Origin of the sequence: Tateyamaria omphalii, from assembly GCF_014651375.1 — a bacterium.
Taxonomy (GTDB): domain Bacteria; phylum Pseudomonadota; class Alphaproteobacteria; order Rhodobacterales; family Rhodobacteraceae; genus Tateyamaria; species Tateyamaria omphalii.
Map to the genome: position 1 here is coordinate 1,032,087 of NZ_BMWT01000001.1, position 24,806 is coordinate 1,056,892.

A 24,806-nucleotide genomic window follows, 5' to 3' on the forward strand; every position below is an offset into this window, starting at 1 on the left:
ATAGCCTGTAGAAAATCGACGCTCCACCTATCTAAGCGCACGGCACACACCATCCGAACACGTTTCGGGCATGGCACGGAATTGGACGAACCACGCTTTACTCTCTACTACTGGGGGAGTGGTGGGCTGGGTGAGGAGACCGTGTCGATGTTCAAATGTTGCCTTTTGACCGTTGTGACAAGTGTTTGGACGGGTGCTCTTTGGGCGGACACCACGGATGAAAGCAGCGTTAGTGCGACGATTGATGTCGAAGCGGCAGAGGCGATCTTCCGAAAATCGTGCCGCGCCTGCCATGGCAACAAGGCGCAAGGCGCCTCCAGCTATCCTGCACTTGCTGATCTGGAGCCGGCTTACATCGCCACACAGCTTGAACGGTATCGCGCGGGTGAAAAGATCGGACCCAATTCGATCCTGATGATCTCTCACGCCAAGAGGCTATCTGACGAAGATATTGCCAATATCTCGGTCTATGTGGCGACGGCATTTGACTGAGCATACGTATACGAATGTCGCGTCGGCATAAAGTTGCCCTAACGTAAGTCAAACATTGACCGGCGTATGGTACCACCATACCGTGAAGGTCTGGCTTGTCCGGACATAAAAATAAAGAGCACCCCCCGGATGGCGAATGATACCATTTAAGGGAGGAAACTATGTCCGGATTTACCACACATTCCAAACTATCGGTCATTGCATCACTGCTTGCGGCGACGGCCATTTCATCCTTGCCGCTGCTGGCCCAGAGCGGCATGAACACCACCAGTCTGACGCACGAGGTTGTGCTGGACGGCCTTGATAATCCTTGGGACATGGCGTTCCTGGATGATGGCACGATGCTGTTTACCGAAAAGTGCAAGGGGTTGTCCGTGCGGATGCCGGATGGAACGGTGAATGCCCTCTATGGCGTTGCCGAAACAGCTGGATATGCTGCCAATGGCGCTGACCTGTTTTGCGAAGGGCAGGCGGGCATGATGGGTGTCGCCTTTGACCCCGACTTTGCTAACAACCGGGGCATCTATGTCTATTCCACATCAAACATGTCGGACCCGCACACCAACCGGCTGATGCGCTTTACGGTCAGCGATGATTTCGCCAGCGTATCTGACCGGACAGATATCATTGACGATGTGCCCTATAAGATGGCCGCGTCCGATCATCCGTTTGGTGGCCCCGGTGCCCATAACGGAGGTCGGGTGCGGTTTAGCGCGGATGGTGCGTTGTGGCTGACCACAGGCGACACCCATAATGGCGAGGTGCCGCAGAGCCCGACAATGATGGGATCGAAAGTGATCCGGATCGATACCGACGGCAATGCCCACGCTGACAACACCCCGCCCGAAGGCTTTGATGCACGGACCTATACCTATGGGCACCGCAACGTGCAGGGCATCGCGTTCCACCCCGTGACGGGACAGGCCATCACGGCAGAACATGGGCCGTGGCATTCGGACGAAATCACCATTCTGGAAAACGGGGGCAATGCCGGGTGGGATCCGCGCCCGAACATGGCTGGACGTGCCGATTGCCCGGACAACTACTGCGGTTATAGCCCCAATCAGGAGGAAGGCATGAACCGGTACGAACGTGCGGCTTTCATGCCGATGACTGATTTCGACACATATCCGGACGCCATGCCCCCGGTCTGGAACAACAATGGCTGGTCACAGGGCATGTCCTCGGCTGCATTCCTGGATGGGGACGCTTGGGGCGAATGGAATGGCGCGATGGTTGTCGGCATCATGGGGATCGGATTTGGCGGCACACCCATCGGCCAGCGCCTTGACGTGATCCATTTCAACGAAGATGTCACGGATGTGGAGGATGTGACCGAGATGACCCTGCCCATGGAGTCAGGTCGGTTCCGGTCGGTCGTGATGGGGCCGGATGGCAGCCTGTACACGTCCATTGACGAAGGTACGATCTACAAGCTGACACCCGGCGGCTAATCCGGGAAGACCAGCGTTTCGGGCAGTTCGAAGCGCTGGTCGTCTACGCGGATGTGGTAAGTGCCATTGGTCAGTTGCCATTCGGTATCCGTGCCGACCCCTGACATTGTCGCATTGCCGCGCAGGAATGCGCCGTCCGAGAATGTCAGGATGCGCGCAAAGCTGTTGGGAAAGGTCACAACCACTGCTGTCGATCCCGCGACGCGGGCGACGGAGGCGTCACAGGTGCCAAGAGCCTGTCCGACCTCTTGTGCACAGCGCACCTCGCCTTGTGCATCGAATTGACCGGACTTGGCCCGTTTGATGGCAGTTTTGCCGTCCGCTTGGGTCACGACCGGAGCGACCGCGATCAAGAGTGCAGCGATGAGTGGTGCGCGGCGCATCTTCGTCCCCCTGATGGATCGGGATACTATCGCGACCGCAGTGCCGTGCGGCAAGATGCCTTGGCGTGGTACGAAAAAAGCCGCCCCGGTTGGAGCGGCTTTGTCTTTTGCGTAGTGTGTGAGCTTTAGAAGCCCAGACCAGCGTATTTGTTCTTGAACTTGGACACGCGGCCGCCGGTGTCCATCAGGCGGGACGATCCGCCGGTCCATGCGGGGTGCACGGAGGGGTCGATGTCGAGCGACAGCTGGTCGCCTTCCTTGCCCCATGTGGATTTCATTTGAACCACAGTTCCGTCCGTCATCTTGACGTCGATGATGTGGTAGTCGGGATGCGTGTCGGCTTTCATGCTTCCGCTCCTTCGGACTTCTTGGGTTTGTAGTTAGAGACTTCCGCGATCCGGGCCGATTTGCCGCGGCGGGTGCGGAGGTAGTACAGTTTGGCGCGACGCACGCGACCGCGGCGAACCACGGTGATGCTGTCGATGTTGGTGGAAAACAGCGGGAACACACGTTCCACGCCTTCACCAAAGGAAATCTTGCGAACGGTGAACGAACCGGCAATGCCCGAGCCGTTGTTGCGGGCGATGCAGACGCCTTCGTAGTTCTGCACACGGGTACGCGTGCCTTCGGTCACCTTGTAGCCGACGCGGATGGTGTCACCGGCTTTGAAGTCGGGGATGTCTTTCCCCAGGGCGGCAATCTGTTCCGCCTCTAGCTGTGCGATCAGGTCCATTGACCATCACTCCTATCATGCTCGTGGTTTGCCCACGAAGGTTTGTCGCGCCTCAGAGCTCTGCGTCTTCACCGGGTCCGCCATTGCGCCCGCCAGAGGTCAGGTCATCATTCCTTGTCTCAACTCTGTTTGCCTTGCGATAAAGCGCCGAAGAAAGTGCCACAAGCCAAACACCCGATCAGGAAACCCTGAGTCGGAATGAGCGGTGTATAGGCGGGGCGTCGGGTTGGATCAAGGGGACAATGCCGTGACATGCGGCCTTAGCCGCGTCGATGAACCATTCCACGTATCAGTGCTGCACCAAAGGCGATCTGGCTCTGCATATAGCCACTGTAATTCGGTACGTCGTCATACATGTCGCGAACCCGTTTGTCATAAAAGATATGCAAGCCGGCGTCCGGCAAAGCCGAATGGTCAGTCAGATTTCGAGTGGGCACAATTGTCAGTTTGGGCATCAACGGCATGCTTACCTGCTCAATTGCCGGGAGCGTGCACACCGAACATTGGCCGCGCATGACAATAGCCGGTTTTTTGTGTGCCGTGTAGGTGACGTTTTTGTCGTCCTTTACCTCTACATCTTTGCGGTAAAAAACGGTCACGTCTGCAAAGTCGCTTTGGTTGAACCGTTGGCAGATGGTGCAGTGGCATATCGCGCGCACCAACGGCACACCTTTGGCCGCAAAGCGAGAGGAACCACAGCTACAGGTTATAGCGGTGCTTGCTTGCATCATTTGCCTTGATTGTCAGTGCGGTCTTTGTTCCGTCGCGTCTGATAGGCAGCCCACAAGTCGGGGCGACGGGTTTCGGTGAGGCGCTCAGCCATGGCATAACGCCATTCGGCGATCTTGCCGTGGTTTCCGGACATCAGCACCTCGGGAATGTCGCGTCCTTCCCATGTCGCCGGTCGTGTGTATTGCGGGTGTTCCAGAAGGTCGTTTGAATGGCTTTCCTCGACTGCGCTTTCCGCGTTGCCCAGAACGCCGGGCAAGAGCCGCACGGTGGCGTCGAGCATGGCCTGCGCCGCAATCTCTCCCCCGGTCATCACAAAATCGCCAAGAGACACTTCGGTGATCCCCCAGTGCTCAAGCACCCGCTCGTCGACTCCTTCGAACCGGCCACAGAGCATCGTGACGCCGTCGCAGCGCGCAAGATCGCGTGCCATGGTCTGATCAAACCGTTGTCCCCGCGGGGACATGTAGAGGATTGGCCATCGCCCGCGGGCGTGGACCTGTGCCTCGGTCAGTGCCGCGCTGACCACATCCGCGCGCAGCACCATGCCGGCGCCGCCGCCAGCGGGTGTGTCATCGACATTGCGGTGTTTGCCCACCCCATGCGCGCGCAGGTCGTGGGTGTGCAGTTGCCATTTGCCGTCCTGCAGTGCCTTGCCCGTCAGCGAAGCGCCCAGCACGCCGGGGAAGGTCTCGGGGAACAGGGTGACAATCCGGGCCTGCCAGACACCGACAAGATCGGGGGCTTCGTCCATCAGGGAAGACGGTTTCAGCGTTGGTCGGATGGCCTTGCGGCCATGGGATTTTGGTGGCGTGGACATAGCTGTCTGTTAAGCGATCCGGGCGGCAAGGGAAATGCCCGGTGTCAGAACAGCCCTTCGGGTGGGTCCGCCACGATGCGGCCCGCAGCCAGATCCACGGTTGGTACCGCGGCTTTGGTGAAGGGCAAAAGGACGGTTGTCGTCGCCCCCGGCATGTGCACCTCAAGCAGGTCACTGGCGCCGTGGTTCTGCACAGCTTTCACGAGACCCAAGGATGTGCCGCCTGTGTCGAACACGTCGAGTCCGACCAAATCGGTATAGTAGAATTCATCATCCGGCAGGTGCGGGAGCTGGTCGCGGCGGGCAAAGAGCTGTGTACCCTTGAGCGTGTCGGCCTCTTCCTTGGTTGCGACCTCGGCGATCCGGGCGACAAAGCCGTTTTTCATGGGACGTATGAGCGCAAGGGCAAAGGAGCGCTTACCATCTTCCGTCGTAAGAGGGCTGTAGGTTTCGATGTCCTCGGGCAGGGCGCAGAACGATTTCACCCGGACCTCACCATGTACACCGTAGGCACCGCTGATGGCGCCGACACAGATCAGGTCGTCACTCATTCCAACACACTCCATCACGCATCACGCCGCCTTGCTCTGTACATGCCTCTGCTCCCTGGCTGCGTTCGAACATCAGGCCCGCCACAAACGCGATCAGGATAAGGATGGGTGTGCGGATCAATCCGAACATGGGGCTCACTTTCTGCGGGGCGCTGGGCCGTTCAGGGCATTTGCGACACGTTGCCGTGTTTTGTCCAGTCCGCGCTTGCTTTGACGGCGTCTGGGCGGCTAGGTGCAGGGCATCCGTGCCAAGAGGCGCGGGAATGGAGATTTTATGCCGGTATAAACGGGCACATGCCCATGGCGTCGTGCAAACGATGCAAGCAGAAACACATCCGTCGCTTTCGCGGCGCCGTTGGCCTGTGCCCTGCCTTTCGTGTTCACGTGGTGTGAACCCTCTCAAATCATTCAATTCTTGACGAAAGGATGGCTATGCCAGACCTCTTTCAAACGCGCCCTGCGCGCGATACCGACATCCCTTTTCTTGCCCCCATTGCGGAGGCCACGCTGTTTCCGGGTGACATGTTGCTGGACATGATGGCCCCCGGCCTGAGTGGCGACAGCGATGACCTTTGGTGTGTGGTCGAACAGGATGGCGAGCCGGTCGGCTTTGCCTTTGTGCAAAGCGAGGCACTGACGGATCGCACGTGGAACCTGCGCGCGATTGCGACGGCCCCTGATCTGCATGGCAAAGGGGCAGGAACGGTATTGATACACGCCGTTGAAGCAGCCTTGGCCGATGCGCGGATGCTGGTGATCGACACCACCCAGACGCCGGACCAAGACCGTGCGCGCCGCTTCTACAACGCGCGTGGATACGATCATGTGGCGACTATTCCGGCGTTCTTTGGGCCGGATGAAGACAAGGTCACGTTTACCAAGATGCTGGCCTGACGGTTGGCATGGCATGCGCTGCGCTGTCTGCCCATGCCAATTCACTTTTCCCCTTGCATCTCGAAGGTGGTGATCTAGATTTGGAACCAATCAGTTCCAAAATAGGATGTTCGGAATGGCGTGGTTCTACCTTGGTCTGGCGGCCATTTTCGAAGTGACCTTTGCGATGAGCATGAAGTATGCGGATGGGTTCACAAATGCGCGGGCTTCCGTGTTGACCGTGGTGGCGGTGATCGCAGGGATCGGATTTCTAACTCTTGCCCTGCACGATCTGCCCGTCAGTGTGGCCTATCCGATCTGGACCGCTGTAGGGACGCTTGGAACCGTCGCCTTGGGCTATACGTTTCTGGGAGAGGCGCTCACGCCGCTCAAGGTGATTTCGGCCCTTGCCATTGTTGCCGGCGTTGCGGGGCTGAAAATCTCGGCTGGCTAGCGCGTCTCTATAATCAGGTTGTGCCGGTGTTCCCATCCGGCGCGTTCGAGTTCGGGCGTGTCGGATTGTTCCTCTGGCCAGCCGACACACATGTAGGCAACGAGTGACCAGCCCGTAGGAACGTTGAGATCGCGGCACAATTGATCGGGATCGAGGATCGACACCCAACCCATGCCCAACCCTTCTGACCGGGCCGCAAGCCACATGAGTGTGACGGCCCCGACCACCGAATAGCGGCGTGTCTCGGGCATGGTGGCAGCGCCCAACCCGTGGCCTTGCGCCGTGCGATCATCACAGAAAATAGCGAGGTGTTCAGGGGCTTCAACCATGCCAGACAGTTTGAGCTGGCTGTAGCTGGCCGCCTGATCGCCGTCATACCCGGCGAGGGCCTGGGCGTTGGCGACCTTGTAGTTTTCGAGAGCGGACGCGCGGGCCGCTTCGCTTTGCACGCGGATGATGCGCCAGGGTTCGGACAGCCCCACGGAAGGGGCCAGCCGAAAGGTGTCGAGGCAGCGCATCAGCACTGCCTCATCCACGGGATCGGTGCGGAAGCGGCGCACATCACGCCGCCACGCCATCAGGTTCAGAAGTTGGTCGCGAAACTCATTCGGGAATGTGTCCACGCGCCAACCCCCTGATTACTCTTCTGTTTCTTCAGCGGCGGCTTCTTCGGCAGGCGCTTCGGATGCTTCAGCGGCCTTGGCTGCTTTTTCTTCTGCGCGCTCTTTGGCTTTGGCGCCGGGTTCACCCTTGTTGGGGTTGTTGCGCTCTTTTTTCTCGAGCACGCCTGCGGCTTCCAGCATACGGCTGATGCGATCTGTGGGCTGTGCACCCTCACCCAGCCAGTACTGAACGCGTTCCATGTTCATTTTCACGCGCTCTTCGCTGTCCTTGGGCAGCAGCGGGTTATAGGTGCCCAGCTTTTCGATGTAGCGGCCGTCGCGTGGCATGCGGCTGTCAGCAGCCACGATGCGGTAGAAGGGACGCTTTTTCGAGCCACCACGGGCAAGACGGATTTTCATGGCCATTGTTTGTTTCTCCTTTAATGGCGGTCGCGGGCAAGTGCCCGTTATTCTTGAGCTTTCTTATGGTGCTGAATGACTTCAGCGATGATGAAGTTCAGGAACTTCTTGGCGAATTCGGGGTCCAGATCGGCCCGGTTTGCCAAATCTTCGAGCCGAGCGATCTGCGCGGCTTCGCGCGTGGGATCGGAAGGCGGAAGGTCGTGTGTGGCCTTGAGTTTCCCCACGGCCTGCGTGTGTTTGAACCGCTCGCCCAGGGTATAGACGAGGATGGCATCGAGCCGGTCAATGCTGGCGCGGTGGTCGGCAAGCACCTCGGCGGCGCGGGTAACAGCATCAGTCATGAGCGGTCCTTTCCGGGCCCAAAATGGCCGACAAACAGGGTGTCACCCCCGGTGCACCATCCGTACACCCCGTGTGCACCCCCACCGCGCAGGTGGTGTAAGGTTTCGTTAATCAAGTGCCCATCCTTTCGGCTTGAACATTGGGTCGGCGTAGTGGCCGATTTCCATTTCGATCCCGTGCGCCAGTTGCGTGCCATCAAGGGCGTCAGGCGAGGGGTGGCGGTAGACGGCGTCGGAGCCGTCGATGGTTTGCGCGGTCTTGTCCTTGGTCGCACCAAGCCGCTCGGCCAGCCGGATGCTGTCGAGGTTCATCGGGTCGAGGTAGCTGACTGCCCCGTCCCATCCGTTCGCGTAGTAGTGCGCGCGCACCGCGTGCGTGGCTTCGAGCGCGTAGCCCTTACCCGCCTTGTCGGGCCAGATGATCCAGGCGATCTCGCGTTCTGGCCAGCCAGCGGGCTGCCAGCCGCCAGCCATGCCGTAGGTGTCGTCGCTGTCCTTGTCGTGGATCATCCACATGCCGAAGCCGCGGATGTCCCAATGTCCGATCTCGGCGGCGTAGAGCATCCACGCCTCGTACGGATTGAGCGGTCCGCCCATGAAGCGGGAGCGGTAGGAGGCGAAGGTGGCCTTGAAGTTCGGGTAATCCTCGGGCTGGGGGCCGCGCAGGACAAGCCGCTGTGTTTCGATGGTGGGGATGGTTGTGTGGGACATCACATCACCTCCCGCACATAGCGGTAGATCAGCGTCGTTTCGCCATCTTCCGTGATTTCGCCATCAGGCAGGCCGCCAAGGCGCCTTGCCAGTTTGATGGAGCGCGCGTTGTCGGGGTCGATGTAGCTGACCAATGTGGACCAGCCGAGCGTGTCGAAGGCATAGGTGAGCGCTGCCTGTGCGGCTTCAAACCCAATCCCAACACCTTCGGCTTTTTGGGTGAGCACAAAGCCGAGTTCCGGTTCCTGGTCACCAGCTTCAAATCCCAGCAAGGCAAAGCCTGCAATGTCGCCCGCATGACCGATGGTCCAGAGGCCGTGGCCATGCAGAAGCCACGTGGAGGTCATCTGGGAGAAGTCGGTCCATGCGTCTTCGCGGCTCATTGGGCCGCCGATATGCTGACCCCGGTCGGAACAGGCGATCTGCGCATAAGTGTCGAAATCGGTGACGCGGGGCGCACGCAGAAGCAGCCGTTCGGTTGATAGCGTGGGCAGTTGGCCTTGCAGGGCGATGGCAAACAGGGCCGCCGGCCCGTCGCGTGGTGTTTCGCAGGGAAAAGTCATCCGCACGCCTCCGGTCCCGGGTGGCGCCACACCTGCATGTCACCAAAACGCTCATGCGTGAAATCACGGTCGTAGCTTGCACCCAGCCGTTCGGCCACACGGCGCGAGCCGTCGTTGCCCACGGCGATCAGGCTGGTGAGCGTTGTCCAGCCAAGCGTGCCATAGGCATAGTCGCGTGCCGCGCGCCCGGCCTCGGTTGCGTAACCTTTGCCCGTTGCGCCGTCGAACAGGTCCCAGCCCAGTTCGTTTTCCGGGAAACCCTCGGGATGCCAGAGGCCGACGATGCCCACGGTCGCCTTTGTCTCTTTCTCGATCACCGTCCAGCGGCCAAAGCCGCGCAGCACCCAATGTCCGGCTTCCAGTGCAAGCGAGCGCCAGCTGAGTTCACGGCTGAGCGGTCCGCCGACAAAACTGGCGCGGGGGGATGCGTAGAAGGCCGCAAAGGCGTCAAAATCCGACAGGTCCGGCGCGCGCAGGATCAGACGTTCGGTTTCGAGTTCAGGAGCTGAGAAGGTGACTGTCATGCCGCGGGCCTCGGGTGGCGGTAGACATAGGCCTCCTTGCCGGGATCTTCGGCTGTCTCATCGCGCAAAGCGCCCAGACGTTCTGCAAGCGCGACCGAGGCGTCGTTGCCGTGGGCGATGTAGCTGACGATGGTGTCCCATTTCAGTGTGTGCCACGCATGGTCGATACAGGCCCTTGCCGCTTCGAATGCGATGCCTTTGCCTTCGTGCTTGGCGTCGAAGAGGACCCAGCCGACTTCCTTTTCCGGCCATGTGTTCGGGTACCAGTGGCCCACGATGCCGAGGGGTGTATCGTCATCGTGATAGGTCACTACGAACATGCCAAAGCCATTCATCACCCAGTGGCCGATTTCCGTGCAGAAGAAATTCCAACCCTGTCGGTCGTTCATGGGGCCGCCCACGAATTGGGACCGGTCGGTCTTGTAGAACTCGATAAAGGTCGGCGCGTCCTGCGGTTGCGGGGCGCGCAGGGTCAGCCGCTCGGTTCTGAGGGTCGGGGTGCCGGTCAGGGTGATCATATCGCTACCTCTTGGGCGAGCTGGTAAACCACTGCGCCTTCGTACCAAGCGGGGGCTTGGACATCGGTTCGGATGGCCCCAATCCGCTCGGCAATGCCGATGGATCCGCTGTTGTCAGGCATGATATGTATGACCACTTGCGGCCAGCCGAGGTCGCCCAGCACGTGGTTGCGAACTCGATTTGCAGCTTCGGTTGCAAAGCCTTGGCCCTCATATGCGCCATCCCAGAGTGTCCAGGTGAGTTCGGGCGGCTGTGTATCATCCAGCTGCATGGGTCCGACATGACCGATGGGTGCCCCGTCTCGTTCCATGATATAGCGGCCGAAACCGCGCAGGGTCCAATGACCGGCGATGGCCGCCAACTTGTCGAAGGCTTTGGCCTGATCGAAAGGCCCCCCGACGAATTTCGTGCGGTCGGAGGCGCAATAGGTCGCATAGACCGACAAGTCGCCGGCTTGCGGCTGGCGCAGGGTTAACCGATCAGTACGGAGCGTAGGGGCAGCTTTCATGCACCCCTCCGATGACGGAAAACCGCCGTGTCTTGGGACGTTTCACCAGTGGGCAGGGGGGCATCCGGGTCATGGGTTGCGCCGAGTTTGGCTGCGAGTGCTTCGGAGCGGGTGTTGCCGGGTGTGATGTAGCTGACGACGCTTTCGGCGTTGGTATTCGACCAAAACCAGTTGCGTGCAAGAGTGGCCGCTTCGGCAGCATAGCCGTGCCCTTCGAATTCTTCGAGCAGAACCCAGCCCAGTTCCGGTTCGGGGAAGTGGTGCGGTTGGTTGATGCCGATCTGGCCCATGAACGCGCCATCGCTGTTGCGTTCAAGTCCCCAGCTGCCAAAGCCCTTGAGTTGCCAACTGCCTACTTCCGCGGCGATCCAGTACCACATCTGTTTGGCTGCAACTGGGCCACCCATGTACTGCGCGCGGTCAGATGCGAAGAGCGCGTAGAGCGGTTCGAAGTCCGACATCACGTGCGCGCGCAATGTCAGGCGGTCAGTCTTGAGGGTGGGGGCAAGGGGTGTCATAGGCCCAACTCCTGCAACGATGCGCCGTCGAGTACGGGGCGGGTGAAGGTGCGGTCGAAGCTGAGGATGCAGCCGGTGTCTTGCGCGTGTTTGTAGGCGCGTTGGCATTCGCCGTCCTGCGCCATTTCGGTGCGGTAGGCTTCGTAGGCCGCAAGCGATGGGAACGAGAACATCGCCCATGCTTTGTTGTTGGCCCCTTCGGAGGGCAGGAAATAGCCGTGATGCGTGCCGCCCATGCGGTTCACGAGGTGAATCCACGCACGCGCGTAGACCTCGAACGCATCGACCTTTTGAGGGTCGATCACATATGTGATCAGGGCGGTTATCATTTCTTCTTGCCGAACCCGCTCAGGCCCGGGGGCAGGGGCATACCGCCGCCAAGGCCCGGCAGACCGCCGGGCATCTTGCCGCCGAGTTGCTTGGCTGCCGCCTCAAGCTGGGCCTGATCCATGTTGCCCATGTCGGGCATGCCGCCGCCTTTGCCCATCATAGCCTGCATGGCTTTTTTCATCATGCCGCCTTTGCCCTTGCCGAGCTTTTTCATCATGTCGGACATCTGGCGGTGCATCTTGAGCAGCTTGTTGAGGTCAGAGACCTGCATACCCGAGCCTGCTGCGATGCGTTTCTTCCGGCTGGCCTGCAGGATTTGCGGGGCCGCGCGCTCTTTCTTGGTCATGGACTGGATCATGGCGATCTGCTGCTTGAGGATCTTGTCGTCGAAGCCCGCGTCCTGCACCTGTTTGGCCATCTTACCCATGCCGGGCATCATGCCCATCATGCCTTCCATGCCGCCCATCTTGATCATCTGTTCAAGCTGCATCTTCAGGTCGTTCATGTTGAACTGACCCTTGGCCATGCGCTTCATCATCTTTTCGGCCTGTTCGGCCTCGATGGTTTCCTGCGCTTTTTCGACAAGGCTAACGATGTCGCCCATGCCGAGGATGCGGCCCGCGATGCGTTCCGGCTCGAAGGTTTCGAGCGCGTCCATCTTTTCGCCTAGACCAACGAACTTGATGGGCTTGCCGGTGACGGCGCGCATGGACAAGGCGGCACCGCCGCGCCCGTCGCCGTCCATCCGGGTCAGGACCACGCCCGAGATGCCGATGCGGTCATCAAAGTTTTGTGCCGTGTTCACGGCGTCCTGGCCGGTCAGGCCGTCGACCACGAGGATGGTTTCGCGCGGGGTCGCCACGTCGCGGACCTGTTCGACCTGCGTCATCAATTCTTCGTCGATCGAGAGGCGACCGGCAGTGTCGAGCATGTAGACGTCGTAGCCACCCATGCTGGCTTGGGTCTTGGCCCGTTTGGCGATGGCGACAGGGTCTTCGCCCTTCACAATCGGCAGGGTGTCGACGCCAATTTGCGCGCCGAGGATGGCGAGCTGTTCCATGGCCGCCGGCCGGTTCACGTCGAGCGAGGCCATGAGCACCCGCTTGCCATCGCGTTCGGTCAGGCGTTTCGCCAGCTTGGCGGTCGTCGTTGTTTTACCGCCACCTTGCAGACCAACCATCAGGATCGGGGCAGGGGGGCTGTCGATTTTCAGCGCGCCGGGTTCGCCTTCGCCCTTGAGCGTGTCGACCAGCGCATCGTGCACGATCTTGACGACTTGCTGGCCGGGTGTGACGGATTTGGTGACGGCCTGACCGGTCGCCTGTTCCTGTACCGCTTTGACGAAGTCGCGTGCGACTGGCAGCGATACGTCAGCTTCAAGCAGGGCCACGCGGACCTCGCGCAGGGCGGTTTTGACGTCTTCTTCGCTCAGCGCACCCTGTTTGGTCAGCCGGTCGAAGACACTGGAGAGGCGTTCGGATAGATTTTCAAACATGGGCCTTCATCCTTTCGACCGTTGACGTTTGCCTGACAGGTAAGTGCAGGCGGTGCAGACCCCAAGGAAATGATCCAAACGAAAAGCACCCCCGTGGGCGCAACGCGCTGACGGAGGGCGATCCCGGGATATCCCAAGGGACCGGAAGTTTACAGACTCCCGGGTGTTGCGGGGGCAATAGGCTGCAAGTTGCAGTGAGTCAAGCTTTGCCGGGTCAGAACGGCGCAGTTCAGCAGGCGCGCTTTGCCTGTCTTTTTGCATTTCGACAGGTTGTCTGTGGTTTCGGCAGTCTTCTGGGCGTTTCGTCGCCGTTTGATCGCTGAACAGGTCTTTTGTTTGCCGGTGTTTTGCCAAGTTTGCTATGCGCGATCTTGGTTCAAAGTGGAATAGTACCGTGCCACCGTTCCGTTCGGGAAGCGATCTGCGTTGATTAAAGAAGCACAGCAGGTTCGACCACACCGTAAGCTGACGCCAGACAACGCGATCGAGGCGACGGCATGGGCGGTGCACAAACAAAAGAGGTTTCGCACGCGTGTTGGACCGCTTGCCAGCAGGTGCGATTAAATTTTGCCACATGGAGGTAGATGATCCGAGCGAGTTAGAGCAACGGATCATGTGGCGGATGTTCAGTCTTTGACGTCGAACCGATGCCACTCCTTAGCAAACGGGGCACACCCACTATTCCTGAATACTTTCCAGATATGCCATCAGGTCCACGATGGGTTGGCTGGTCAGGATCGGTTGGCCTGTTTCGGCTTTTATGGCTGTGTCTTCTCCTTCGAAATACCAGCCATAGACCGGCATAGGGGAGCCGTGGCTGACCAGCGGGTCGCGCCCGTCAATTCGCGACACCACACGTATGATGGGGAACGTACCGTCGTTGCGCGCGGCCAGGTCACGCAGGCTGGGCGGTTGCAGGAGGAGGGCCGGACGCATGGGGCCTTTGCCATCCGCATCGACCCCGTGACACGTTGCACAGTGGCGCTGGTAGAGCGTTGCACCTGTGCTTATGTCCTGAGCAATCGCGGTCAGTGGTGCAATGCATATAAAGGCGAAGGTGGCGATGAGGTGTTTCATGGTCCGTCTCCTGTCTGGTACTCTACTCAGGATAGGGGTCGGCTGAGTCTGCGCCGTGATCTCGATCAATTTTTTACAGAGTCTGCCAAGGCAGAGCTGGAAATGGACATTGCCAAATGACACCACTTTTTGCACCGCAAGCTTACAACAACGCATGGTCGAATTACCGCCTTCATCGCGCGTGTGCAGTTCTGGATATAAAGGAGCTGGAGGCCCGTCGTCCTTCCTTCTTTGGGTCCATCATAGCGACGCTGAATCACATACTGATTGTCGATCAGTTCTATGTATCGGCGCTTGAAGGCGCTTGCGTTGGCCCTGCCGCCTTTGCCGAGGAGGTGCCGTATCGCGACATGCCTGTCTTGCGCGCGGCGCAGCGTGACGTGGATCGGCGCCTGATTGCTGTAACCGAGGATGCAACATTGTCGGATCCGACACGCAGCGTTCAGATGGCCCGTGATCGTGGTGTTCAGGAGGAACGATTTGATCGCACCTTTCTGCATTTGATCCAGCACCAGATTCATCATCGTGGGCAGGTCCACGCTCTTTTGAGCATGACGACCGTTCCACCGCCGCAGTTGGATGAGTTTTATATGGCCTGGGCCGACGACGCGCGGCGCCGGGCGCCGGACTTGAATGATATGGGGTTGAGCGAAGCTGATATTTGGGGCGGACGCTAGGGAATACGTCGGTAGGATTTGAGCCAGCTGTTGATTGCATCTGCCGCTCGGTGTGGGCCATTGCCGGAGTTGTAGGCCTCGACCAGCGGATAGGGCGGGTGGGCATCATGGAATGTCAGGATCGCGCGGGCCGTGTCCGAGACATTGTCGATATCGGCACGGCGTACTGTATCAAGCTTGTAAACAGCGTTTTGGTATTTGAAGACTGTGCGGCGCTGAACTGTGACGGTTCCAGAATGTACGTCAAAGATGACTTGATCGCGCTTGATGGCTATTGCGAAAATCCCCAGCGGTACACCTGCACCCAATAGCACAATCAGTAAGCCGCTGCGTTCTCCGGCAGTTATAAGGACAAGACCTGCCGCCGCGCAGGCGACGATGCAGATAATCAATCCGCCGCCAAGCAGCCAGGGTGCATGTGCCAGAATCAGTTGCGTGGGTATGTTGCGTACGATGACCATATCGTGACGCTATCTGCACCGTCATGTGGTGGACAATGGGTGAACCCGCCCTGCTGCTGATACGTAGGGGCGGGTGAATGGCAAACAGGCGCCTCGTCTCTAGGCCGCGAGCCTTTCGATCTCGGCTTTGGCGTCTTTGACCGCCTCCTCGCCTTGCGCCATGACACGGTCTGCGGCGATCACTTCAACATCATGGATGCCTATGAATCCCAGGACGTGTTTCAGGTGGCCTGTGGCAAAGTCAATCTCGCTGCCAACGGCTGTGCCGCCTGTGGCTACGGCGATGATAGCACGCTTGCCCTCAAGCAGGCCGACCGGGCCGGTTTCGCTGTATTTGAAGGTCAGTCCGGCCCGCGCGACCAAATCAACCCATGCTTTGAGTGCTGCAGGAATCCCGAAGTTGTAAACAGGTGTGCCGATGACGATGATGTCTGCGGCCTTCAGCTCATCGACGAGGCTGTCGGAGAGAGCAAGCGTGTCGCGTTGGGCCGCGTCCCGATCATCGGCGGGGGTGAAATTGGCGTTAACCCAGCTTTCCGTGATCTGTGGCAGGGCTTCGATCAGGTCGCGGCGGATGACATCACCACCCAGTTTCGCAACGATGTCGGTTGTCAAGTCACGGGTCACGGAGCCTTGAGTGCGGGCGGAGCTGTCAATATGCAAGATGGTCATTGGTCGGGTCCTCTTATGGGATGTGAATGTCGTGTGCCGTTAGAATTGGCTCTTGCAAATTCGAACGCAATTCCTGAAACTCAACAGCATCTGTTAGGATTTGCACAAAGAGCTTTTGACCGATGGACAATTGGGACGAGATCAAGACCGCCTATCAAGTGGCCCGCATGGGCACGGTTAGCGGGGCGGCCGAAGTTCTGGGCGTTCATCATGCGACCGTCATCCGTCATATTGATGCACTTGAAGGGCGGCTTGGCGTCAAACTGTTTCAACGCCATGCGCGGGGTTATACCCCCACCGAGGCGGGTGATGATCTGTTTCGTGTAGCGCAAGCCACGGATGACCAGTTCAGTCAGCTGGTCGGACGTATCAAGGGGCGTGGCACCGAAGTGTCGGGCGAACTGGTGGTGACGTCCTTGGTCACGATGGCACCGCGGATGGCACCTGTCTTGACCGAGTTCCAGCAAAAGCACCCCGATGTTGTCGTGCGCTATCTGACGGGTGAGCGGCTGTTTCGCCTTGAATATGGTGAGGCGCATGTAGCAATCCGCGCGGGCAACGCTCCAGACCAGCCGGATAATGTCGTGCAGCCCTTTGTGCGGCAGTCGATGGGCCTCTATGCCACAAGGTCATACATATCCGAACATGGGCATCCCGAAGATATTGGATCGGCCGATGGCCACCGTTTCGTCAGCCATGACGCTGCTGACAATCGTGCACCTTTTCACAAATGGTTGCGCAGCCAGGTGAAAGAGGATGACATCACCTTCCGGTCTACTGATGTTCGTGCGCTGGAACAGGCCGTTCTCGCGGGGGCTGGCATAGGGTTTCTTCCGGTGATGGAGGCGCGGGCAAACCCCGATCTGGTTGAGATTGTAACCCCGCGAGAGGATTGGTCATCACCGTTGTGGCTGGTGACACATGTTGACCTGCATCGCACGAACAAGGTGCAAGCCTTCCTCACGTTCCTCAAGGAAAAGTCAAAGGACTGGCACGTCTTGTGAGCGCCGGACTGCGCGGCCATGCGGCCATGTTGCTGTTTTCGGCGCTGGTTGCCGGATCGTTTTCGCTGGGCGCCATGGCGGCCAATGAAATCGCGCCCGCCGCCCTAAATGCGGCGCGCTTCTGGATCGCGGCCCTTGTCATTGGTGTCGCCGTGGTGATGCGGGGTGGTGTGCCACGATCCGCCTTGCAGGCACCGTGGCGCTATGCGCTGTTGGGCGGGCTTTTTGCCATATATTTCGTACTCATGTTCGAGGGGCTGAAGACTGCGGCACCTGTCAGTGCAGCGGCTGTCTTTACGCTTACCCCGGTCATGTCGGGCGTCTTTGGCTATGTTCTGTTGCGCCAGGTCACGACACCCCGTATGGCGTTTGCCCTTGCTGTTGGGGCTGCCGGTGCGCTTTGGGTGATTTTTCGAGCTGACCTGTCGGCGTTTTTGGCCTTCGACGTTGGCCGTGGCGAGATCATCTATTTCTTCGGCTGTGTAAGTCACGCGATCTACACCCCGATGGTCCGCAAGATGAACCGGGGTGAACCGGCGGTCGTGTTTACCTTTGGCATGTTGATTGCGGGGGCCGTGTTGCTGACGCTGTGGGGGTGGCGCGATCTGATGGCGACGCCATGGGCGGATTTGCCGAGGATCGTTTGGATTACGCTTCTATACGTGTCTGTCTTTGCTTCAGCTGCAACGTTTGTCCTGCTCCAATTTGCGACGCTGCGCCTGCCGTCTGCCAAGGTCATGGCCTATACCTACCTGACCCCCAGCTGGGTCATTTTGTGGGAGGTTACGCTTGGCAACGGTGTCCCACCAGGCATTGTGTGGGCGGGCGTTGGCCTAACTATTTTAGCGTTGTCCTTGCTGTTGAGGGACGAAGAACGCGCTTAGAGAAATCCGTTGTCTGTCAGCATGGTCCGAAGTTCGTCCAATGACAGAGGGGCGGGGGTTTCACCGGTCAACGGGCGTTGACGCGGATCGATCAAAAGTGGTGACGGACCCGCAAAGCTTTTTATCTGGGTGGAGAGGTGCCGCAACATCTCGGGCCGGTTGCGGCGCATAAAGATCGCCACACTCGCATCCGACCGCATCACAAAGGACGCAAGGTGAAACGCTGACCCGTCCGAGCCAACGATGGTTCTTGCGGCGCGCAGGATCCCGAGCTGAACTTCAAGGTGGTGGTCTTGAGGGTGGAAAATGAAGTAGCCCGCATCTTCCATCATCGCCTCGATCTCGTCTTCGCGGTCGACGCGCTGGTGTCCGCGCTTCAAACCCCTGCGTGAGACATAGAGCTTTTCCGGCCCGTCTACTTTTACTCTTGCGAACCTCTTTTGGGTGTAGGCACGGAACTCTGGTGTACCGTTCAGCCATGGTCCATGTCCAAACCCGGCTGTGGGCAAAACCAGCCTGTCGACCCGTGTTGGCGCCCTTATGACCCTTAAGGGAACCCCATCGCAGAACCGGTCAACCACCGGCGCGAGGCTGTTTTCCAGAGCTGGTTCCATGTACATGTGCGCTCGTGTGGGGATGACCAAGCCGTCCAGTGGAGTTTCGAGATGGTCGAGCGCCCACAGACGCACGAGGCTTTCCAGCATGAAATGGCCAAAATGCGAATGCCCAAATCCAGCATAAAGATGTGTGCCGGGCAGGTGTTCCGTCGCCTGCTCTCGATTGGGGGCTATGCTCAGCCGTCGCCGAGACAGCCGTGCCTGCGACAAGGGTAAGAAGGAGCCACGTCTGTCAAAAACGCCGTGGGGTGCATTGTCTCCTGCAGCGGCGTTGGGCATGACAATGGCACTTCTGACAATGCGTATGCGCGCAGGTGGAAGTGTGTCCGGCAGTTTCGTTGCAACATCGATCAGAGCGGATCACCCTCTGATAACTCCGCCGCCAGAAACCGCTCGAATGCATCCATGTTCACAGGCTCGAACTGGCCAAATCCCTGCATCCAGACCGACGCCCCACGCATCGCGTCCGGGTCCAGCTTGCACCATTTCACGCGCCCGCGCTTTTCCTGCTGGATCAGTCCGGCGCGTGTCAGGATGGTCAGGTGCTTGGAAATTGCAGCAAGCGACATCTCGAACGGTTCGGCCACGTCGGTGACGGCCATGTCGTCCTCGAGCAACATCGTCAGGATCGCCCGCCGCGTGGGGTCGGCAAGTGCGGAAAAGACGGTGTCGAGCGGATCGGCCATGGCCTGTCATACCGGGCGCCGGGGCCAAGGGGAAGCGATCAGAGGTACGGATGCCTGCTTTCGCGGGACGGCCAGCGATGGGACATGATTGCGCGTTGATGCGGTGTAAGCCCGATATCCCGCGCAATCTGATCGGTCATTGGGGGCAACGCGGTGCCCTTGGTTGGCCTTATCTTGTGCTTGGGTTGCATGAAATTTGCACAAGTTGAGAGTGCGCGCAAAAGCGCGTTTCGACGAATGGTAAGCATGAAGAGCCTCGTGTGTTGAGGAATGCTTGCAGTTTGCCCGAACTTCGGCATTGCCACAAACAGAGTTCCCTGACATCACTTGTGCAGTTTTTGCACAGGTCAGCGCCATGTCCCGTACTTTGCCCCCGCTGAACGCGTTGCGCGCATTCGAAGCAGCCGCCCGCCATGAGAGCTTCAGCCGTGCGGCAGAAGAGTTGGGGGTGAGCCATTCTGCCATCAGCCGCCATGTCCGTGGTTTGGAAGCACGGCTTGGTGTTCAACTGTTCCGGGACGCCTCACGTGGTGTCGCGCTGACGGCTGAGGGTGGGCACTACATGCAGCGCATCCGTCCGGCTTTTGATGTGATTGCAGAAGCGACCGAGGGCCTGGCGGATACGCCAACTGGGCGCGTCGTGGTCAACAGTGAACCACTGTTTGCAACCAAAGTGATCGCGCCGCTGATGCGAAAGCTGCAGAAAGATCTGCCCGAGATCGAGTTACGTTTAATTGCCTCGGATCAATTGGCGGATTTGGACAGGTTCGAGGCGGATATGGCTATTCGCTTTGCCCACAAGGGCGTTTTGGACGTGCCATCGGACTTGATCAGTGATGCAAAGCTGTTTCCCTACGCCGCCCCGGGGCTTGTCCCCGGCAATCGCATCCGCACTGAACACTTGGGCCAGTATCAACTGTTCAGAGATCGGCACGAACTTGTCTGGTCAAAATGGTGTTCCATCGCAGGGTTTGATCCCACTCTTGTCAACGAAGGGGAATGGCGCGCGCGCATGCCTCTTGCGTTTGAGGCGGCGATACACGGCGCAGGTCTGTATATGGGGTCTGCGGATTGTGCCGCGGTCGAGGTGGCGGCCGGGCGTCTGGTTCGCTTGTCTGATGTCGGTTTCAGAATGGGGTCTTTCCATCTTCTGACCAGTGGGCAAGCCGGGCGTCGCAAGGCTGTCAGATCCGTGCGTACATGGCTGCTTGATCACACACGAGCGCTGCGCTCAGATGAAAATCAACCAAATGGTTGAATGACGGAATTGGCTCAATTCACTAGTTTCGGAAGGTGCGGCGGGTTGTCCTGTGTCGAATGGAATCCAAAAATATGCAATTAAAACAAAGGTTAGCGCAGAGTTTTCAGCACGCTCGCCCTGCGTTGACTCACGTCGCCCCGCGCCATATCCAACCCTCGAACCAAATGACGGGATGAAAGGCGCGTGACCGACCCCGAAGACGCAGATCGACTGAAGGCCCTGAGCGCCAAAATCGACGCTGTTAAGGAAGAGCACGCCCCGAAACCCCGCACACCGGATCATCACTCTCAGGCACAACTGGCCTGGCGCATGGTGATCGAGTTGGTGGCCGGTCTGGTGATCGGGTTTGGCATGGGATACGGGCTGGACGCGCTGTTCGGCACTTCTCCGTTTCTCATGATCATATTTATCTTTCTGGGCCTCGCGGCCGGCATCCAGACGATGATGCGCAGCGCGAAAGAGGTTCAGAGCATGCGAGAGGCCGAAGAGGCCGACAAGGATGACGCCCCGCGGGGCTAGGACGGAGAAAGCCGGATGGCAGACGAAGCGCACGGTGAAGGTGGTGGCCTTTCATTCCACCCGATGGATCAGTTCGAAGTCAAACCGTTGTTCGGTGGCTACGACGTGCATTGGTACACCATCACCAACGTGACACTGTGGTTGGCACTGGCGATCCTTGCGATCATCGGCCTGATGGTTCTGACCACGTCCAAGCGCGCCACCGTTCCGGGCCGCGGCCAATCCATCGCCGAGCTGATGTATGGCTTTGTCTACAAGATGGTCGAAGATGTGACGGGCAAGGACGGGATCAAGTATTTCCCTTACATCATGACGTTGTTCATGTTCATCCTCTGCGCCAACTTCCTTGGCCTGATCCCTATGTCGTTCACCACGACCTCGCATATCGCCGTGACTGCGATCCTTGGCTTCGGCGTGTTCATCGCTGTGACCGTTCTGGGCTTTGTTAAAAACGGTGCTTCGTTCCTCGGCTTGTTCTGGGTGTCGAGCGCGCCACTGCCACTGCGTCCCGTTCTGGCGATCATCGAGATCATTTCGTATTTCGTGCGCCCCGTCAGCCACTCCATTCGTCTGGCAGGCAACATGATGGCGGGCCATGCGGTTCTGAAGGTGTTCGCTGGCTTTGCTCAGGTGGCAGCCATTGCACCGGTCGCCATCATCGGCGTCATGGCGATCTACGGGCTCGAAGTGCTGGTGTCGGCCATTCAGGCCTACGTCTTCACAATCCTCACATGCGTGTACCTCAAGGACGCACTGCACCCGCATCACTAATGTTTGGTGGGCAAGACCGCCCATCCTACGCAAACTTCCAATCGTAAGGAGAATTCTCATGGAAGGTGAACTCGCACACATCGGCGCAGGCCTGGCAGCAATCGGTTCCGGCGCAGCCGCTATCGGTGTGGGCCACGTCGCTGGCAACTTCCTCGCCGGCGCCCTGCGCAACCCATCGGCAGCTGCCGGTCAAACCGCGACCCTGTTCATCGGCATCGCCTTTGCAGAAGCCCTGGGGATCTTCTCGTTCCTCGTCGCTCTGCTGCTGATGTTCGCCGTCTAAGCTTCTCTGGCGACATTCCTTACGGTCGGGCGGCGTGATACAGTCACGCTGCCCGATGTATGGCTCGCAATTCGGCCCTGATCGCAGGGCTACCTCAGGGGAACGACTGTTATGGCAGACAACACCAATGCGGCAGCCGAAGTGGCCGCAGGCACACAGGCGGGTATGCCGCAACTGAACGTGGGTACGTTCGACAACCAGATCTTCTGGTTGCTTGTGACCCTCGTCGTTATCTATTTCGTGCTGTCGCGCGTGGCCCTGCCGCGGATCGCAGCCATCCTTGCCGAACGGCAGGGGACCATTACGAATGACATCGCCGCGGCTGAAGATCTGAAGGCCAAGGCGGAGGCCGCCGAGGCGGCCTATGACAAGGCGCTGGCAGACGCTCGTGCCGAGGCGCAGCGCATCGCGGGCGAGACCAAGGCGGCCATTCAGGCCGATCTGGACGTTGCCATCGAAAAAGCGGATGCCGAGATTGCAGCCAAAGCCGCCGAGAGCGAAAAGGCGATTGCCGACATTCGCGCAGGTGCGCAGGACGCCGTCAAAGAAGTGGCCAAGGACGCTGCCAAGGACATCGTCGCCCTCATGGGTGGCAAGGCAGATGCCAAGTCCATCACGGCGGCTGTGACAGCCCGGATGAAAGGTTAAGATCATGCGTTATCTCACCCTGACATCACTGGCTGTTCTGGCTGCTGGTCCGGCCATGGCCGCATCCAAAAACCCGTTCTCGGCAGACTTCTGGAAGCTGAGCAACACGGACTTCATCGTCCTGGTTGCCTTCATCCTGTTCATTGCCGTTCTGTTCTACTTCAAAGTGCCTGGCATGATCTCGAAAATGCTGGACGACCGCGCAAGCGGCATCCAGTCGGAGCTCGACGAAGCCCGCGCCCTGCGCGAAGAGGCGCAGACGCTGCTGGCCTCTTACGAGCGCAAACAGAAGGAAGTGCAAGGTCAGGCTGACAAGATTGTCGAACAGGCCAAGAAGGACGCGGAAGCGGCCGCCGAACAGGCGCGCGCTGACCTGAAAACGTCCATCGAACGCCGCCTTGCTGCTGCCAACGATCAGATCGCTTCCGCCGAAGCAGGCGCCGTGAAAGAGGTGCGCGACACCGCTGCCATGGTCGCCGTACAAGCGGCCCGCGATGTGATCGCAAAACAGATGACGGCAACGGACGGCAACAAGCTGATCGACGACGCCATCACCGAGGTCGACGCACGCCTGCACTGATTGATCAGACGTGCAACCAATTGAAAACCCCGGGCATTTGCACCGGGGTTTTTTGTTTCTTCTGACCTGAAATACCACGGGGGAGGCGCGGATGCGCCGGGGGCAGCGCCCCCTGGTAAATGTCGTCGCGCAGCGACCTTGGGATCAACGCCGGGTCTCGTGATCCAGCCGTTGGCGTGCGATCTCTTCGTTATGCTCCGCTTTTTGCTGATCGCGCAGCGCCCGCTCCACATAGTCCAGATGGGCGTGCACAGCCGCTCTGGCTGCGTCCGGGTCGCGGCTTTGCAGGGCCTCGTTGATCTGGCGGTGTTGGTCCAGCAGCGCCTGTCGTGTTGTGCGTTGCTTGAACATGACCTGTCGGTTGTAGAAAACACCATCCCGCAGCAGTTGGTACATTGACCGCATCATGTGCAGCATGATGACATTGTGGCTGGCCTCGATAATCGCCATGTGGAACTGCGCATCAAGCTGTGCTTCTTCTTCGCCATTGCGCTTGGGATGGGCGGCTTCCATCTTTTCGAACACCTTTTGCACAACGGCCAGATCGGTGTCCGAGGCGAGACGTGCGGCGCGTTCTGCAGCCAGCCCTTCCATGTCCCTGCGGAAGCTGAGGTAGTCGAAGACCGCTTCGTCGTGGCGAGCAAAAAGTTCTGTCAAAGCAGGTGCAAAGGCCGATCCCAGCACGTCGGCGACGTAGACACCTGCGCCCGGTTTCGCCACCAGCAGGCCCGTCTCTTGCAGCGTGCCAATGGCATCGCGCAGGGAAGGTCGAGAGACACCCATGCGCTCGGCAAGCTCACGTTCAGGGGGCAGCCGTTCGCCGGGCCGCAGGATGCCGCGCAGGATCAGTTGCTCGATCTGCCGGATCACGGCGGCGGACAGTTTGTCGGGTTGGACGGGGCGAAAGGGCATGAAGACTCCGGTCGAATTGGTAAAATCATATGACCAATGACCCTGGCGTGCAATTGTGCGAATGGCCTCTGAGTAGATGGGCGCATTCACCTTGTTTTCATAGAGATTGACGCCGAACACAGGGTGTCACCCCCCGTGCACCATCCGTACACCCCCTGTACACCCCCAACGGACGCAGAAGCGGTGGTTAACGCAACGCACGCAGCATGCGTTAATCCATTCTTAACCGTGGGCCTGCTCATGTGCGCATATGCGTTGGATACTGCCCTTGCTGATGGTGTTGGCCGCCTGCAACACGCCCGGCCCCCATTTTCGCGGCTTGCCAGCCACGACAGTGACGGTAGATGGATCAACTTTTGACGTGCGCGTCAGGGGACGTTTGGCCGAGGCACTGCGCACCAACATGGAATACGCCCCGCGCTTTGGCCCCATCCGCCAACGCGCTGCCATGGCGATGGAGATTGTGAGCGGCTGCAAGGTCAAGGAGGTGCGGGGTGATCAGGCCCTTGCCACTGGCATCCTTGACTGTGGCAAGGGCGGACCAGCCATTGATCGATCCCTGCCGCATGACGAGCTGAGCTGCTACACGCTGGACAGTTACATCAGCCCCGCCACGGGTGAATTGGTGCTGGATGTCGATTGCACCCCGATCTGAAGCTGCAAACCGCAATATCTTGTGGATAACCTGCGGCTTCCCGCACATTCTGGGGTGTTGGCGTTGACAGGGCTGC

The 24,806-nt window shown here is 59.3% G+C and carries 38 protein-coding genes; 14 read left to right on the plus strand and 24 right to left on the minus strand.

Annotation, left to right across the window (positions count from 1 at the left end):
• Positions 1-81: 81 nt before the first annotated feature.
• Entirely contained in the window at positions 82-492 is a 411-nt protein-coding gene (locus IE087_RS04995; protein WP_189368158.1) for a c-type cytochrome, read from the plus strand.
• Between the two features lie 161 nt (positions 493-653).
• Positions 654-1,946, plus strand: coding sequence for a PQQ-dependent sugar dehydrogenase (locus tag IE087_RS05000; RefSeq protein WP_189368159.1), 1,293 nt, complete (start codon positions 654-656; stop codon positions 1,944-1,946).
• Here the strand turns inward: IE087_RS05000 and IE087_RS05005 are convergent.
• From IE087_RS05005 to IE087_RS05035, 7 genes are all read right to left on the minus strand, one after another.
• The gene (locus tag IE087_RS05005) at positions 1,943-2,329 is read right to left on the minus strand and encodes a hypothetical protein (RefSeq protein ID WP_189368160.1); all 387 of its coding nucleotides are present in this window, start codon (positions 2,327-2,329) and stop codon (positions 1,943-1,945) included. The genes IE087_RS05000 and IE087_RS05005 overlap by 4 nt on opposite strands.
• Before the next feature lie 125 nt (positions 2,330-2,454).
• Positions 2,455-2,676: a 50S ribosomal protein L31 gene (gene rpmE, locus IE087_RS05010; protein WP_189368161.1), complete on the minus strand. Its 222-nt coding sequence runs from the start codon at positions 2,674-2,676 to the stop codon at positions 2,455-2,457.
• Positions 2,673-3,062: a 50S ribosomal protein L19 gene (rplS, locus tag IE087_RS05015; protein ID WP_189368162.1), complete on the minus strand. Its 390-nt coding sequence runs from the start codon at positions 3,060-3,062 to the stop codon at positions 2,673-2,675. Before rplS ends, rpmE begins: the two co-directional genes overlap by 4 nt.
• A gap of 260 nt (positions 3,063-3,322) precedes the next feature.
• On the minus strand, positions 3,323-3,793 hold the full coding sequence (locus tag IE087_RS05020; protein WP_189368163.1) for a GFA family protein: 471 nt from the start codon (positions 3,791-3,793) through the stop codon (positions 3,323-3,325).
• Positions 3,790-4,611, minus strand: a complete 822-nt coding sequence (gene trmD, locus IE087_RS05025; RefSeq protein ID WP_189368164.1) for a tRNA (guanosine(37)-N1)-methyltransferase TrmD — start codon at positions 4,609-4,611, stop codon at positions 3,790-3,792. The genes IE087_RS05020 and trmD overlap by 4 nt, the downstream gene beginning before the upstream one ends.
• Before the next feature lie 44 nt (positions 4,612-4,655).
• Positions 4,656-5,162, minus strand: a complete 507-nt coding sequence (gene rimM / locus IE087_RS05030; RefSeq protein ID WP_189368165.1) for a ribosome maturation factor RimM — start codon at positions 5,160-5,162, stop codon at positions 4,656-4,658.
• Positions 5,155-5,292 carry a hypothetical protein gene (locus IE087_RS05035; RefSeq protein WP_189368166.1) on the minus strand — a complete coding sequence of 46 codons (138 nt, stop codon included), beginning with the start codon at positions 5,290-5,292 and terminating at the stop codon, positions 5,155-5,157. The genes rimM and IE087_RS05035 overlap by 8 nt, the downstream gene beginning before the upstream one ends.
• Positions 5,293-5,594: 302 nt before the next feature.
• On the opposite strand from IE087_RS05035, the gene IE087_RS05040 reads away from it, so the two are divergent.
• Together IE087_RS05040 and IE087_RS05045 are read left to right on the plus strand one after the other, a co-directional pair.
• On the plus strand, positions 5,595-6,056 hold the full coding sequence (locus tag IE087_RS05040) for a GNAT family N-acetyltransferase (RefSeq protein WP_189368167.1): 462 nt from the start codon (positions 5,595-5,597) through the stop codon (positions 6,054-6,056).
• Positions 6,057-6,171: 115 nt separating this feature from the next.
• Positions 6,172-6,489, plus strand: a complete 318-nt coding sequence (locus IE087_RS05045) for a DMT family transporter (RefSeq protein ID WP_189368168.1) — start codon at positions 6,172-6,174, stop codon at positions 6,487-6,489.
• On the opposite strand, the gene bluB is transcribed toward IE087_RS05045, so the two are convergent.
• The 12 genes from bluB to IE087_RS05105 all read right to left on the minus strand — a co-directional run bounded on the left by bluB (position 6,486) and on the right by IE087_RS05105 (position 14,100).
• Positions 6,486-7,112 (minus strand): 5,6-dimethylbenzimidazole synthase, encoded by a 627-nt coding sequence (gene bluB, locus IE087_RS05050; protein WP_189368169.1) that lies wholly within the window; start codon positions 7,110-7,112, stop codon positions 6,486-6,488. The two genes, IE087_RS05045 and bluB, sit on opposite strands and share 4 nt — an antisense overlap.
• A 15-nt stretch (positions 7,113-7,127) precedes the next feature.
• Complete coding sequence (rpsP, locus tag IE087_RS05055; RefSeq protein ID WP_189368170.1) at positions 7,128-7,517, minus strand: 30S ribosomal protein S16; 390 nt, start codon at positions 7,515-7,517, stop codon at positions 7,128-7,130.
• 41 nt (positions 7,518-7,558) lie between these two features.
• Complete coding sequence (locus IE087_RS05060; RefSeq protein WP_189368171.1) at positions 7,559-7,855, minus strand: chorismate mutase; 297 nt, start codon at positions 7,853-7,855, stop codon at positions 7,559-7,561.
• A 108-nt stretch (positions 7,856-7,963) separates the two neighbouring features.
• On the minus strand, positions 7,964-8,566 hold the full coding sequence (locus IE087_RS05065; RefSeq protein ID WP_189368348.1) for a GNAT family N-acetyltransferase: 603 nt from the start codon (positions 8,564-8,566) through the stop codon (positions 7,964-7,966).
• Complete coding sequence (locus tag IE087_RS05070; protein WP_189368172.1) at positions 8,566-9,129, minus strand: GNAT family N-acetyltransferase; 564 nt, start codon at positions 9,127-9,129, stop codon at positions 8,566-8,568. The genes IE087_RS05065 and IE087_RS05070 overlap by 1 nt, the downstream gene beginning before the upstream one ends.
• On the minus strand, positions 9,126-9,653 hold the full coding sequence (locus IE087_RS05075) for a GNAT family N-acetyltransferase (protein ID WP_189368173.1): 528 nt from the start codon (positions 9,651-9,653) through the stop codon (positions 9,126-9,128). The genes IE087_RS05070 and IE087_RS05075 overlap by 4 nt, the downstream gene beginning before the upstream one ends.
• On the minus strand, positions 9,650-10,171 hold the full coding sequence (locus IE087_RS05080) for a GNAT family N-acetyltransferase (RefSeq protein ID WP_189368174.1): 522 nt from the start codon (positions 10,169-10,171) through the stop codon (positions 9,650-9,652). The genes IE087_RS05075 and IE087_RS05080 overlap by 4 nt, the downstream gene beginning before the upstream one ends.
• Positions 10,168-10,680 (minus strand): GNAT family N-acetyltransferase, encoded by a 513-nt coding sequence (locus tag IE087_RS05085; RefSeq protein WP_189368175.1) that lies wholly within the window; start codon positions 10,678-10,680, stop codon positions 10,168-10,170. Before IE087_RS05085 ends, IE087_RS05080 begins: the two co-directional genes overlap by 4 nt.
• Positions 10,677-11,198 (minus strand): GNAT family N-acetyltransferase, encoded by a 522-nt coding sequence (locus tag IE087_RS05090; RefSeq protein WP_189368176.1) that lies wholly within the window; start codon positions 11,196-11,198, stop codon positions 10,677-10,679. The genes IE087_RS05085 and IE087_RS05090 overlap by 4 nt, the downstream gene beginning before the upstream one ends.
• On the minus strand, positions 11,195-11,527 hold the full coding sequence (locus tag IE087_RS05095) for an NIPSNAP family protein (protein WP_189368177.1): 333 nt from the start codon (positions 11,525-11,527) through the stop codon (positions 11,195-11,197). Before IE087_RS05095 ends, IE087_RS05090 begins: the two co-directional genes overlap by 4 nt.
• A complete protein-coding gene (gene ffh, locus IE087_RS05100) occupies positions 11,524-13,023 on the minus strand; it encodes a signal recognition particle protein (protein WP_189368178.1) in 1,500 nt (499 codons plus the stop codon). Before ffh ends, IE087_RS05095 begins: the two co-directional genes overlap by 4 nt.
• Before the next feature lie 678 nt (positions 13,024-13,701).
• Complete coding sequence (locus IE087_RS05105) at positions 13,702-14,100, minus strand: c-type cytochrome (RefSeq protein WP_189368179.1); 399 nt, start codon at positions 14,098-14,100, stop codon at positions 13,702-13,704.
• Positions 14,101-14,216: 116 nt separating this feature from the next.
• On the opposite strand from IE087_RS05105, the gene IE087_RS05110 reads away from it, so the two are divergent.
• A complete protein-coding gene (locus tag IE087_RS05110; RefSeq protein ID WP_189368180.1) occupies positions 14,217-14,777 on the plus strand; it encodes a DinB family protein in 561 nt (186 codons plus the stop codon).
• Here the strand turns inward: IE087_RS05110 and IE087_RS05115 are convergent.
• Both IE087_RS05115 and IE087_RS05120 read right to left on the minus strand, forming a co-directional pair.
• Positions 14,774-15,238, minus strand: a complete 465-nt coding sequence (locus tag IE087_RS05115; RefSeq protein WP_189368181.1) for a hypothetical protein — start codon at positions 15,236-15,238, stop codon at positions 14,774-14,776. The two genes, IE087_RS05110 and IE087_RS05115, sit on opposite strands and share 4 nt — an antisense overlap.
• Before the next feature lie 99 nt (positions 15,239-15,337).
• Positions 15,338-15,910, minus strand: coding sequence for an FMN-dependent NADH-azoreductase (locus IE087_RS05120; RefSeq protein ID WP_189368182.1), 573 nt, complete (start codon positions 15,908-15,910; stop codon positions 15,338-15,340).
• 122 nt (positions 15,911-16,032) lie between these two features.
• Here IE087_RS05120 and IE087_RS05125 point away from each other — a divergent pair, with 122 nt between their 5' ends.
• Positions 16,033-16,914 (plus strand): LysR family transcriptional regulator, encoded by an 882-nt coding sequence (locus IE087_RS05125; RefSeq protein WP_189368183.1) that lies wholly within the window; start codon positions 16,033-16,035, stop codon positions 16,912-16,914.
• Entirely contained in the window at positions 16,911-17,798 is an 888-nt protein-coding gene (locus IE087_RS05130; protein ID WP_189368184.1) for a DMT family transporter, read from the plus strand. The genes IE087_RS05125 and IE087_RS05130 overlap by 4 nt, the downstream gene beginning before the upstream one ends.
• Here the strand turns inward: IE087_RS05130 and IE087_RS05135 are convergent.
• Both IE087_RS05135 and IE087_RS05140 read right to left on the minus strand, forming a co-directional pair.
• Complete coding sequence (locus IE087_RS05135; RefSeq protein ID WP_189368185.1) at positions 17,795-18,694, minus strand: glycosyltransferase family 61 protein; 900 nt, start codon at positions 18,692-18,694, stop codon at positions 17,795-17,797. The two genes, IE087_RS05130 and IE087_RS05135, sit on opposite strands and share 4 nt — an antisense overlap.
• Before the next feature lie 71 nt (positions 18,695-18,765).
• Positions 18,766-19,101 (minus strand): ArsR/SmtB family transcription factor, encoded by a 336-nt coding sequence (locus tag IE087_RS05140; RefSeq protein ID WP_189368186.1) that lies wholly within the window; start codon positions 19,099-19,101, stop codon positions 18,766-18,768.
• A gap of 355 nt (positions 19,102-19,456) precedes the next feature.
• Between IE087_RS05140 and IE087_RS05145 the strand changes: the two genes are divergently transcribed.
• The 6 genes from IE087_RS05145 (at position 19,457) to IE087_RS05170 (ending at position 23,163) form a co-directional block, all read left to right on the plus strand.
• Positions 19,457-20,359, plus strand: coding sequence for a LysR family transcriptional regulator (locus tag IE087_RS05145; protein ID WP_189368187.1), 903 nt, complete (start codon positions 19,457-19,459; stop codon positions 20,357-20,359).
• A 186-nt stretch (positions 20,360-20,545) separates the two neighbouring features.
• On the plus strand, positions 20,546-20,881 hold the full coding sequence (locus IE087_RS05150; protein ID WP_189368188.1) for an AtpZ/AtpI family protein: 336 nt from the start codon (positions 20,546-20,548) through the stop codon (positions 20,879-20,881).
• Positions 20,882-20,896: 15 nt separating this feature from the next.
• Positions 20,897-21,652 carry a F0F1 ATP synthase subunit A gene (locus IE087_RS05155; protein ID WP_189368189.1) on the plus strand — a complete coding sequence of 252 codons (756 nt, stop codon included), beginning with the start codon at positions 20,897-20,899 and terminating at the stop codon, positions 21,650-21,652.
• 58 nt (positions 21,653-21,710) lie between these two features.
• Positions 21,711-21,935 carry a F0F1 ATP synthase subunit C gene (locus IE087_RS05160; protein ID WP_015496525.1) on the plus strand — a complete coding sequence of 75 codons (225 nt, stop codon included), beginning with the start codon at positions 21,711-21,713 and terminating at the stop codon, positions 21,933-21,935.
• Positions 21,936-22,046: 111 nt separating this feature from the next.
• Positions 22,047-22,583 carry a F0F1 ATP synthase subunit B' gene (locus tag IE087_RS05165; protein WP_189368190.1) on the plus strand — a complete coding sequence of 179 codons (537 nt, stop codon included), beginning with the start codon at positions 22,047-22,049 and terminating at the stop codon, positions 22,581-22,583.
• A gap of 4 nt (positions 22,584-22,587) precedes the next feature.
• A complete protein-coding gene (locus IE087_RS05170) occupies positions 22,588-23,163 on the plus strand; it encodes a F0F1 ATP synthase subunit B (RefSeq protein ID WP_189368191.1) in 576 nt (191 codons plus the stop codon).
• Positions 23,164-23,307: 144 nt separating this feature from the next.
• On the opposite strand, the gene IE087_RS05175 is transcribed toward IE087_RS05170, so the two are convergent.
• Positions 23,308-24,075, minus strand: coding sequence for a FadR/GntR family transcriptional regulator (locus tag IE087_RS05175; RefSeq protein ID WP_189368192.1), 768 nt, complete (start codon positions 24,073-24,075; stop codon positions 23,308-23,310).
• Between the two features lie 250 nt (positions 24,076-24,325).
• Between IE087_RS05175 and IE087_RS05180 the strand changes: the two genes are divergently transcribed.
• Positions 24,326-24,730 carry a hypothetical protein gene (locus IE087_RS05180; protein WP_189368193.1) on the plus strand — a complete coding sequence of 135 codons (405 nt, stop codon included), beginning with the start codon at positions 24,326-24,328 and terminating at the stop codon, positions 24,728-24,730.
• Positions 24,731-24,806 lie beyond the last annotated feature (76 nt).

What these genes read in the sequence shown, in the direction of transcription:
- rimM (WP_189368165.1), bottom strand. Translation starts at nt 5,162, where the DNA reads ATGAGTGACGACCTGATCTGTGTCGGCGCCATCAGCGGTGCCTACGGT.
- IE087_RS05170 (WP_189368191.1), top strand. Translation starts at nt 22,588, where the DNA reads ATGCGTTATCTCACCCTGACATCACTGGCTGTTCTGGCTGCTGGTCCG.
- IE087_RS05110 (WP_189368180.1), top strand. Translation starts at nt 14,217, where the DNA reads ATGACACCACTTTTTGCACCGCAAGCTTACAACAACGCATGGTCGAAT.
- IE087_RS05060 (WP_189368171.1), bottom strand. Translation starts at nt 7,855, where the DNA reads ATGACTGATGCTGTTACCCGCGCCGCCGAGGTGCTTGCCGACCACCGC.
- IE087_RS05160 (WP_015496525.1), top strand. Translation starts at nt 21,711, where the DNA reads ATGGAAGGTGAACTCGCACACATCGGCGCAGGCCTGGCAGCAATCGGT.
- IE087_RS05165 (WP_189368190.1), top strand. Translation starts at nt 22,047, where the DNA reads ATGGCAGACAACACCAATGCGGCAGCCGAAGTGGCCGCAGGCACACAG.
- IE087_RS05145 (WP_189368187.1), top strand. Translation starts at nt 19,457, where the DNA reads ATGTCCCGTACTTTGCCCCCGCTGAACGCGTTGCGCGCATTCGAAGCA.
- IE087_RS05065 (WP_189368348.1), bottom strand. Translation starts at nt 8,566, where the DNA reads ATGTCCCACACAACCATCCCCACCATCGAAACACAGCGGCTTGTCCTG.
- IE087_RS05120 (WP_189368182.1), bottom strand. Translation starts at nt 15,910, where the DNA reads ATGACCATCTTGCATATTGACAGCTCCGCCCGCACTCAAGGCTCCGTG.
- IE087_RS05135 (WP_189368185.1), bottom strand. Translation starts at nt 18,694, where the DNA reads ATGCCCAACGCCGCTGCAGGAGACAATGCACCCCACGGCGTTTTTGAC.
- IE087_RS05035 (WP_189368166.1), bottom strand. Translation starts at nt 5,292, where the DNA reads ATGTTCGGATTGATCCGCACACCCATCCTTATCCTGATCGCGTTTGTG.
- IE087_RS05105 (WP_189368179.1), bottom strand. Translation starts at nt 14,100, where the DNA reads ATGAAACACCTCATCGCCACCTTCGCCTTTATATGCATTGCACCACTG.
- IE087_RS05085 (WP_189368175.1), bottom strand. Translation starts at nt 10,680, where the DNA reads ATGAAAGCTGCCCCTACGCTCCGTACTGATCGGTTAACCCTGCGCCAG.
- IE087_RS05115 (WP_189368181.1), bottom strand. Translation starts at nt 15,238, where the DNA reads ATGGTCATCGTACGCAACATACCCACGCAACTGATTCTGGCACATGCA.
- rpmE (WP_189368161.1), bottom strand. Translation starts at nt 2,676, where the DNA reads ATGAAAGCCGACACGCATCCCGACTACCACATCATCGACGTCAAGATG.
- rplS (WP_189368162.1), bottom strand. Translation starts at nt 3,062, where the DNA reads ATGGACCTGATCGCACAGCTAGAGGCGGAACAGATTGCCGCCCTGGGG.
- IE087_RS05020 (WP_189368163.1), bottom strand. Translation starts at nt 3,793, where the DNA reads ATGATGCAAGCAAGCACCGCTATAACCTGTAGCTGTGGTTCCTCTCGC.
- IE087_RS05155 (WP_189368189.1), top strand. Translation starts at nt 20,897, where the DNA reads ATGGCAGACGAAGCGCACGGTGAAGGTGGTGGCCTTTCATTCCACCCG.
- IE087_RS05005 (WP_189368160.1), bottom strand. Translation starts at nt 2,329, where the DNA reads ATGCGCCGCGCACCACTCATCGCTGCACTCTTGATCGCGGTCGCTCCG.
- IE087_RS05045 (WP_189368168.1), top strand. Translation starts at nt 6,172, where the DNA reads ATGGCGTGGTTCTACCTTGGTCTGGCGGCCATTTTCGAAGTGACCTTT.
- IE087_RS05000 (WP_189368159.1), top strand. Translation starts at nt 654, where the DNA reads ATGTCCGGATTTACCACACATTCCAAACTATCGGTCATTGCATCACTG.
- IE087_RS05080 (WP_189368174.1), bottom strand. Translation starts at nt 10,171, where the DNA reads ATGATCACCCTGACCGGCACCCCGACCCTCAGAACCGAGCGGCTGACC.
- IE087_RS05075 (WP_189368173.1), bottom strand. Translation starts at nt 9,653, where the DNA reads ATGACAGTCACCTTCTCAGCTCCTGAACTCGAAACCGAACGTCTGATC.
- IE087_RS05095 (WP_189368177.1), bottom strand. Translation starts at nt 11,527, where the DNA reads ATGATAACCGCCCTGATCACATATGTGATCGACCCTCAAAAGGTCGAT.
- trmD (WP_189368164.1), bottom strand. Translation starts at nt 4,611, where the DNA reads ATGTCCACGCCACCAAAATCCCATGGCCGCAAGGCCATCCGACCAACG.
- IE087_RS05175 (WP_189368192.1), bottom strand. Translation starts at nt 24,075, where the DNA reads ATGCCCTTTCGCCCCGTCCAACCCGACAAACTGTCCGCCGCCGTGATC.
- ffh (WP_189368178.1), bottom strand. Translation starts at nt 13,023, where the DNA reads ATGTTTGAAAATCTATCCGAACGCCTCTCCAGTGTCTTCGACCGGCTG.
- IE087_RS05180 (WP_189368193.1), top strand. Translation starts at nt 24,326, where the DNA reads ATGCGTTGGATACTGCCCTTGCTGATGGTGTTGGCCGCCTGCAACACG.
- IE087_RS05090 (WP_189368176.1), bottom strand. Translation starts at nt 11,198, where the DNA reads ATGACACCCCTTGCCCCCACCCTCAAGACTGACCGCCTGACATTGCGC.
- IE087_RS05040 (WP_189368167.1), top strand. Translation starts at nt 5,595, where the DNA reads ATGCCAGACCTCTTTCAAACGCGCCCTGCGCGCGATACCGACATCCCT.
- rpsP (WP_189368170.1), bottom strand. Translation starts at nt 7,517, where the DNA reads ATGGCCATGAAAATCCGTCTTGCCCGTGGTGGCTCGAAAAAGCGTCCC.
- IE087_RS05070 (WP_189368172.1), bottom strand. Translation starts at nt 9,129, where the DNA reads ATGACTTTTCCCTGCGAAACACCACGCGACGGGCCGGCGGCCCTGTTT.
- IE087_RS05140 (WP_189368186.1), bottom strand. Translation starts at nt 19,101, where the DNA reads ATGGCCGATCCGCTCGACACCGTCTTTTCCGCACTTGCCGACCCCACG.
- IE087_RS05125 (WP_189368183.1), top strand. Translation starts at nt 16,033, where the DNA reads ATGGACAATTGGGACGAGATCAAGACCGCCTATCAAGTGGCCCGCATG.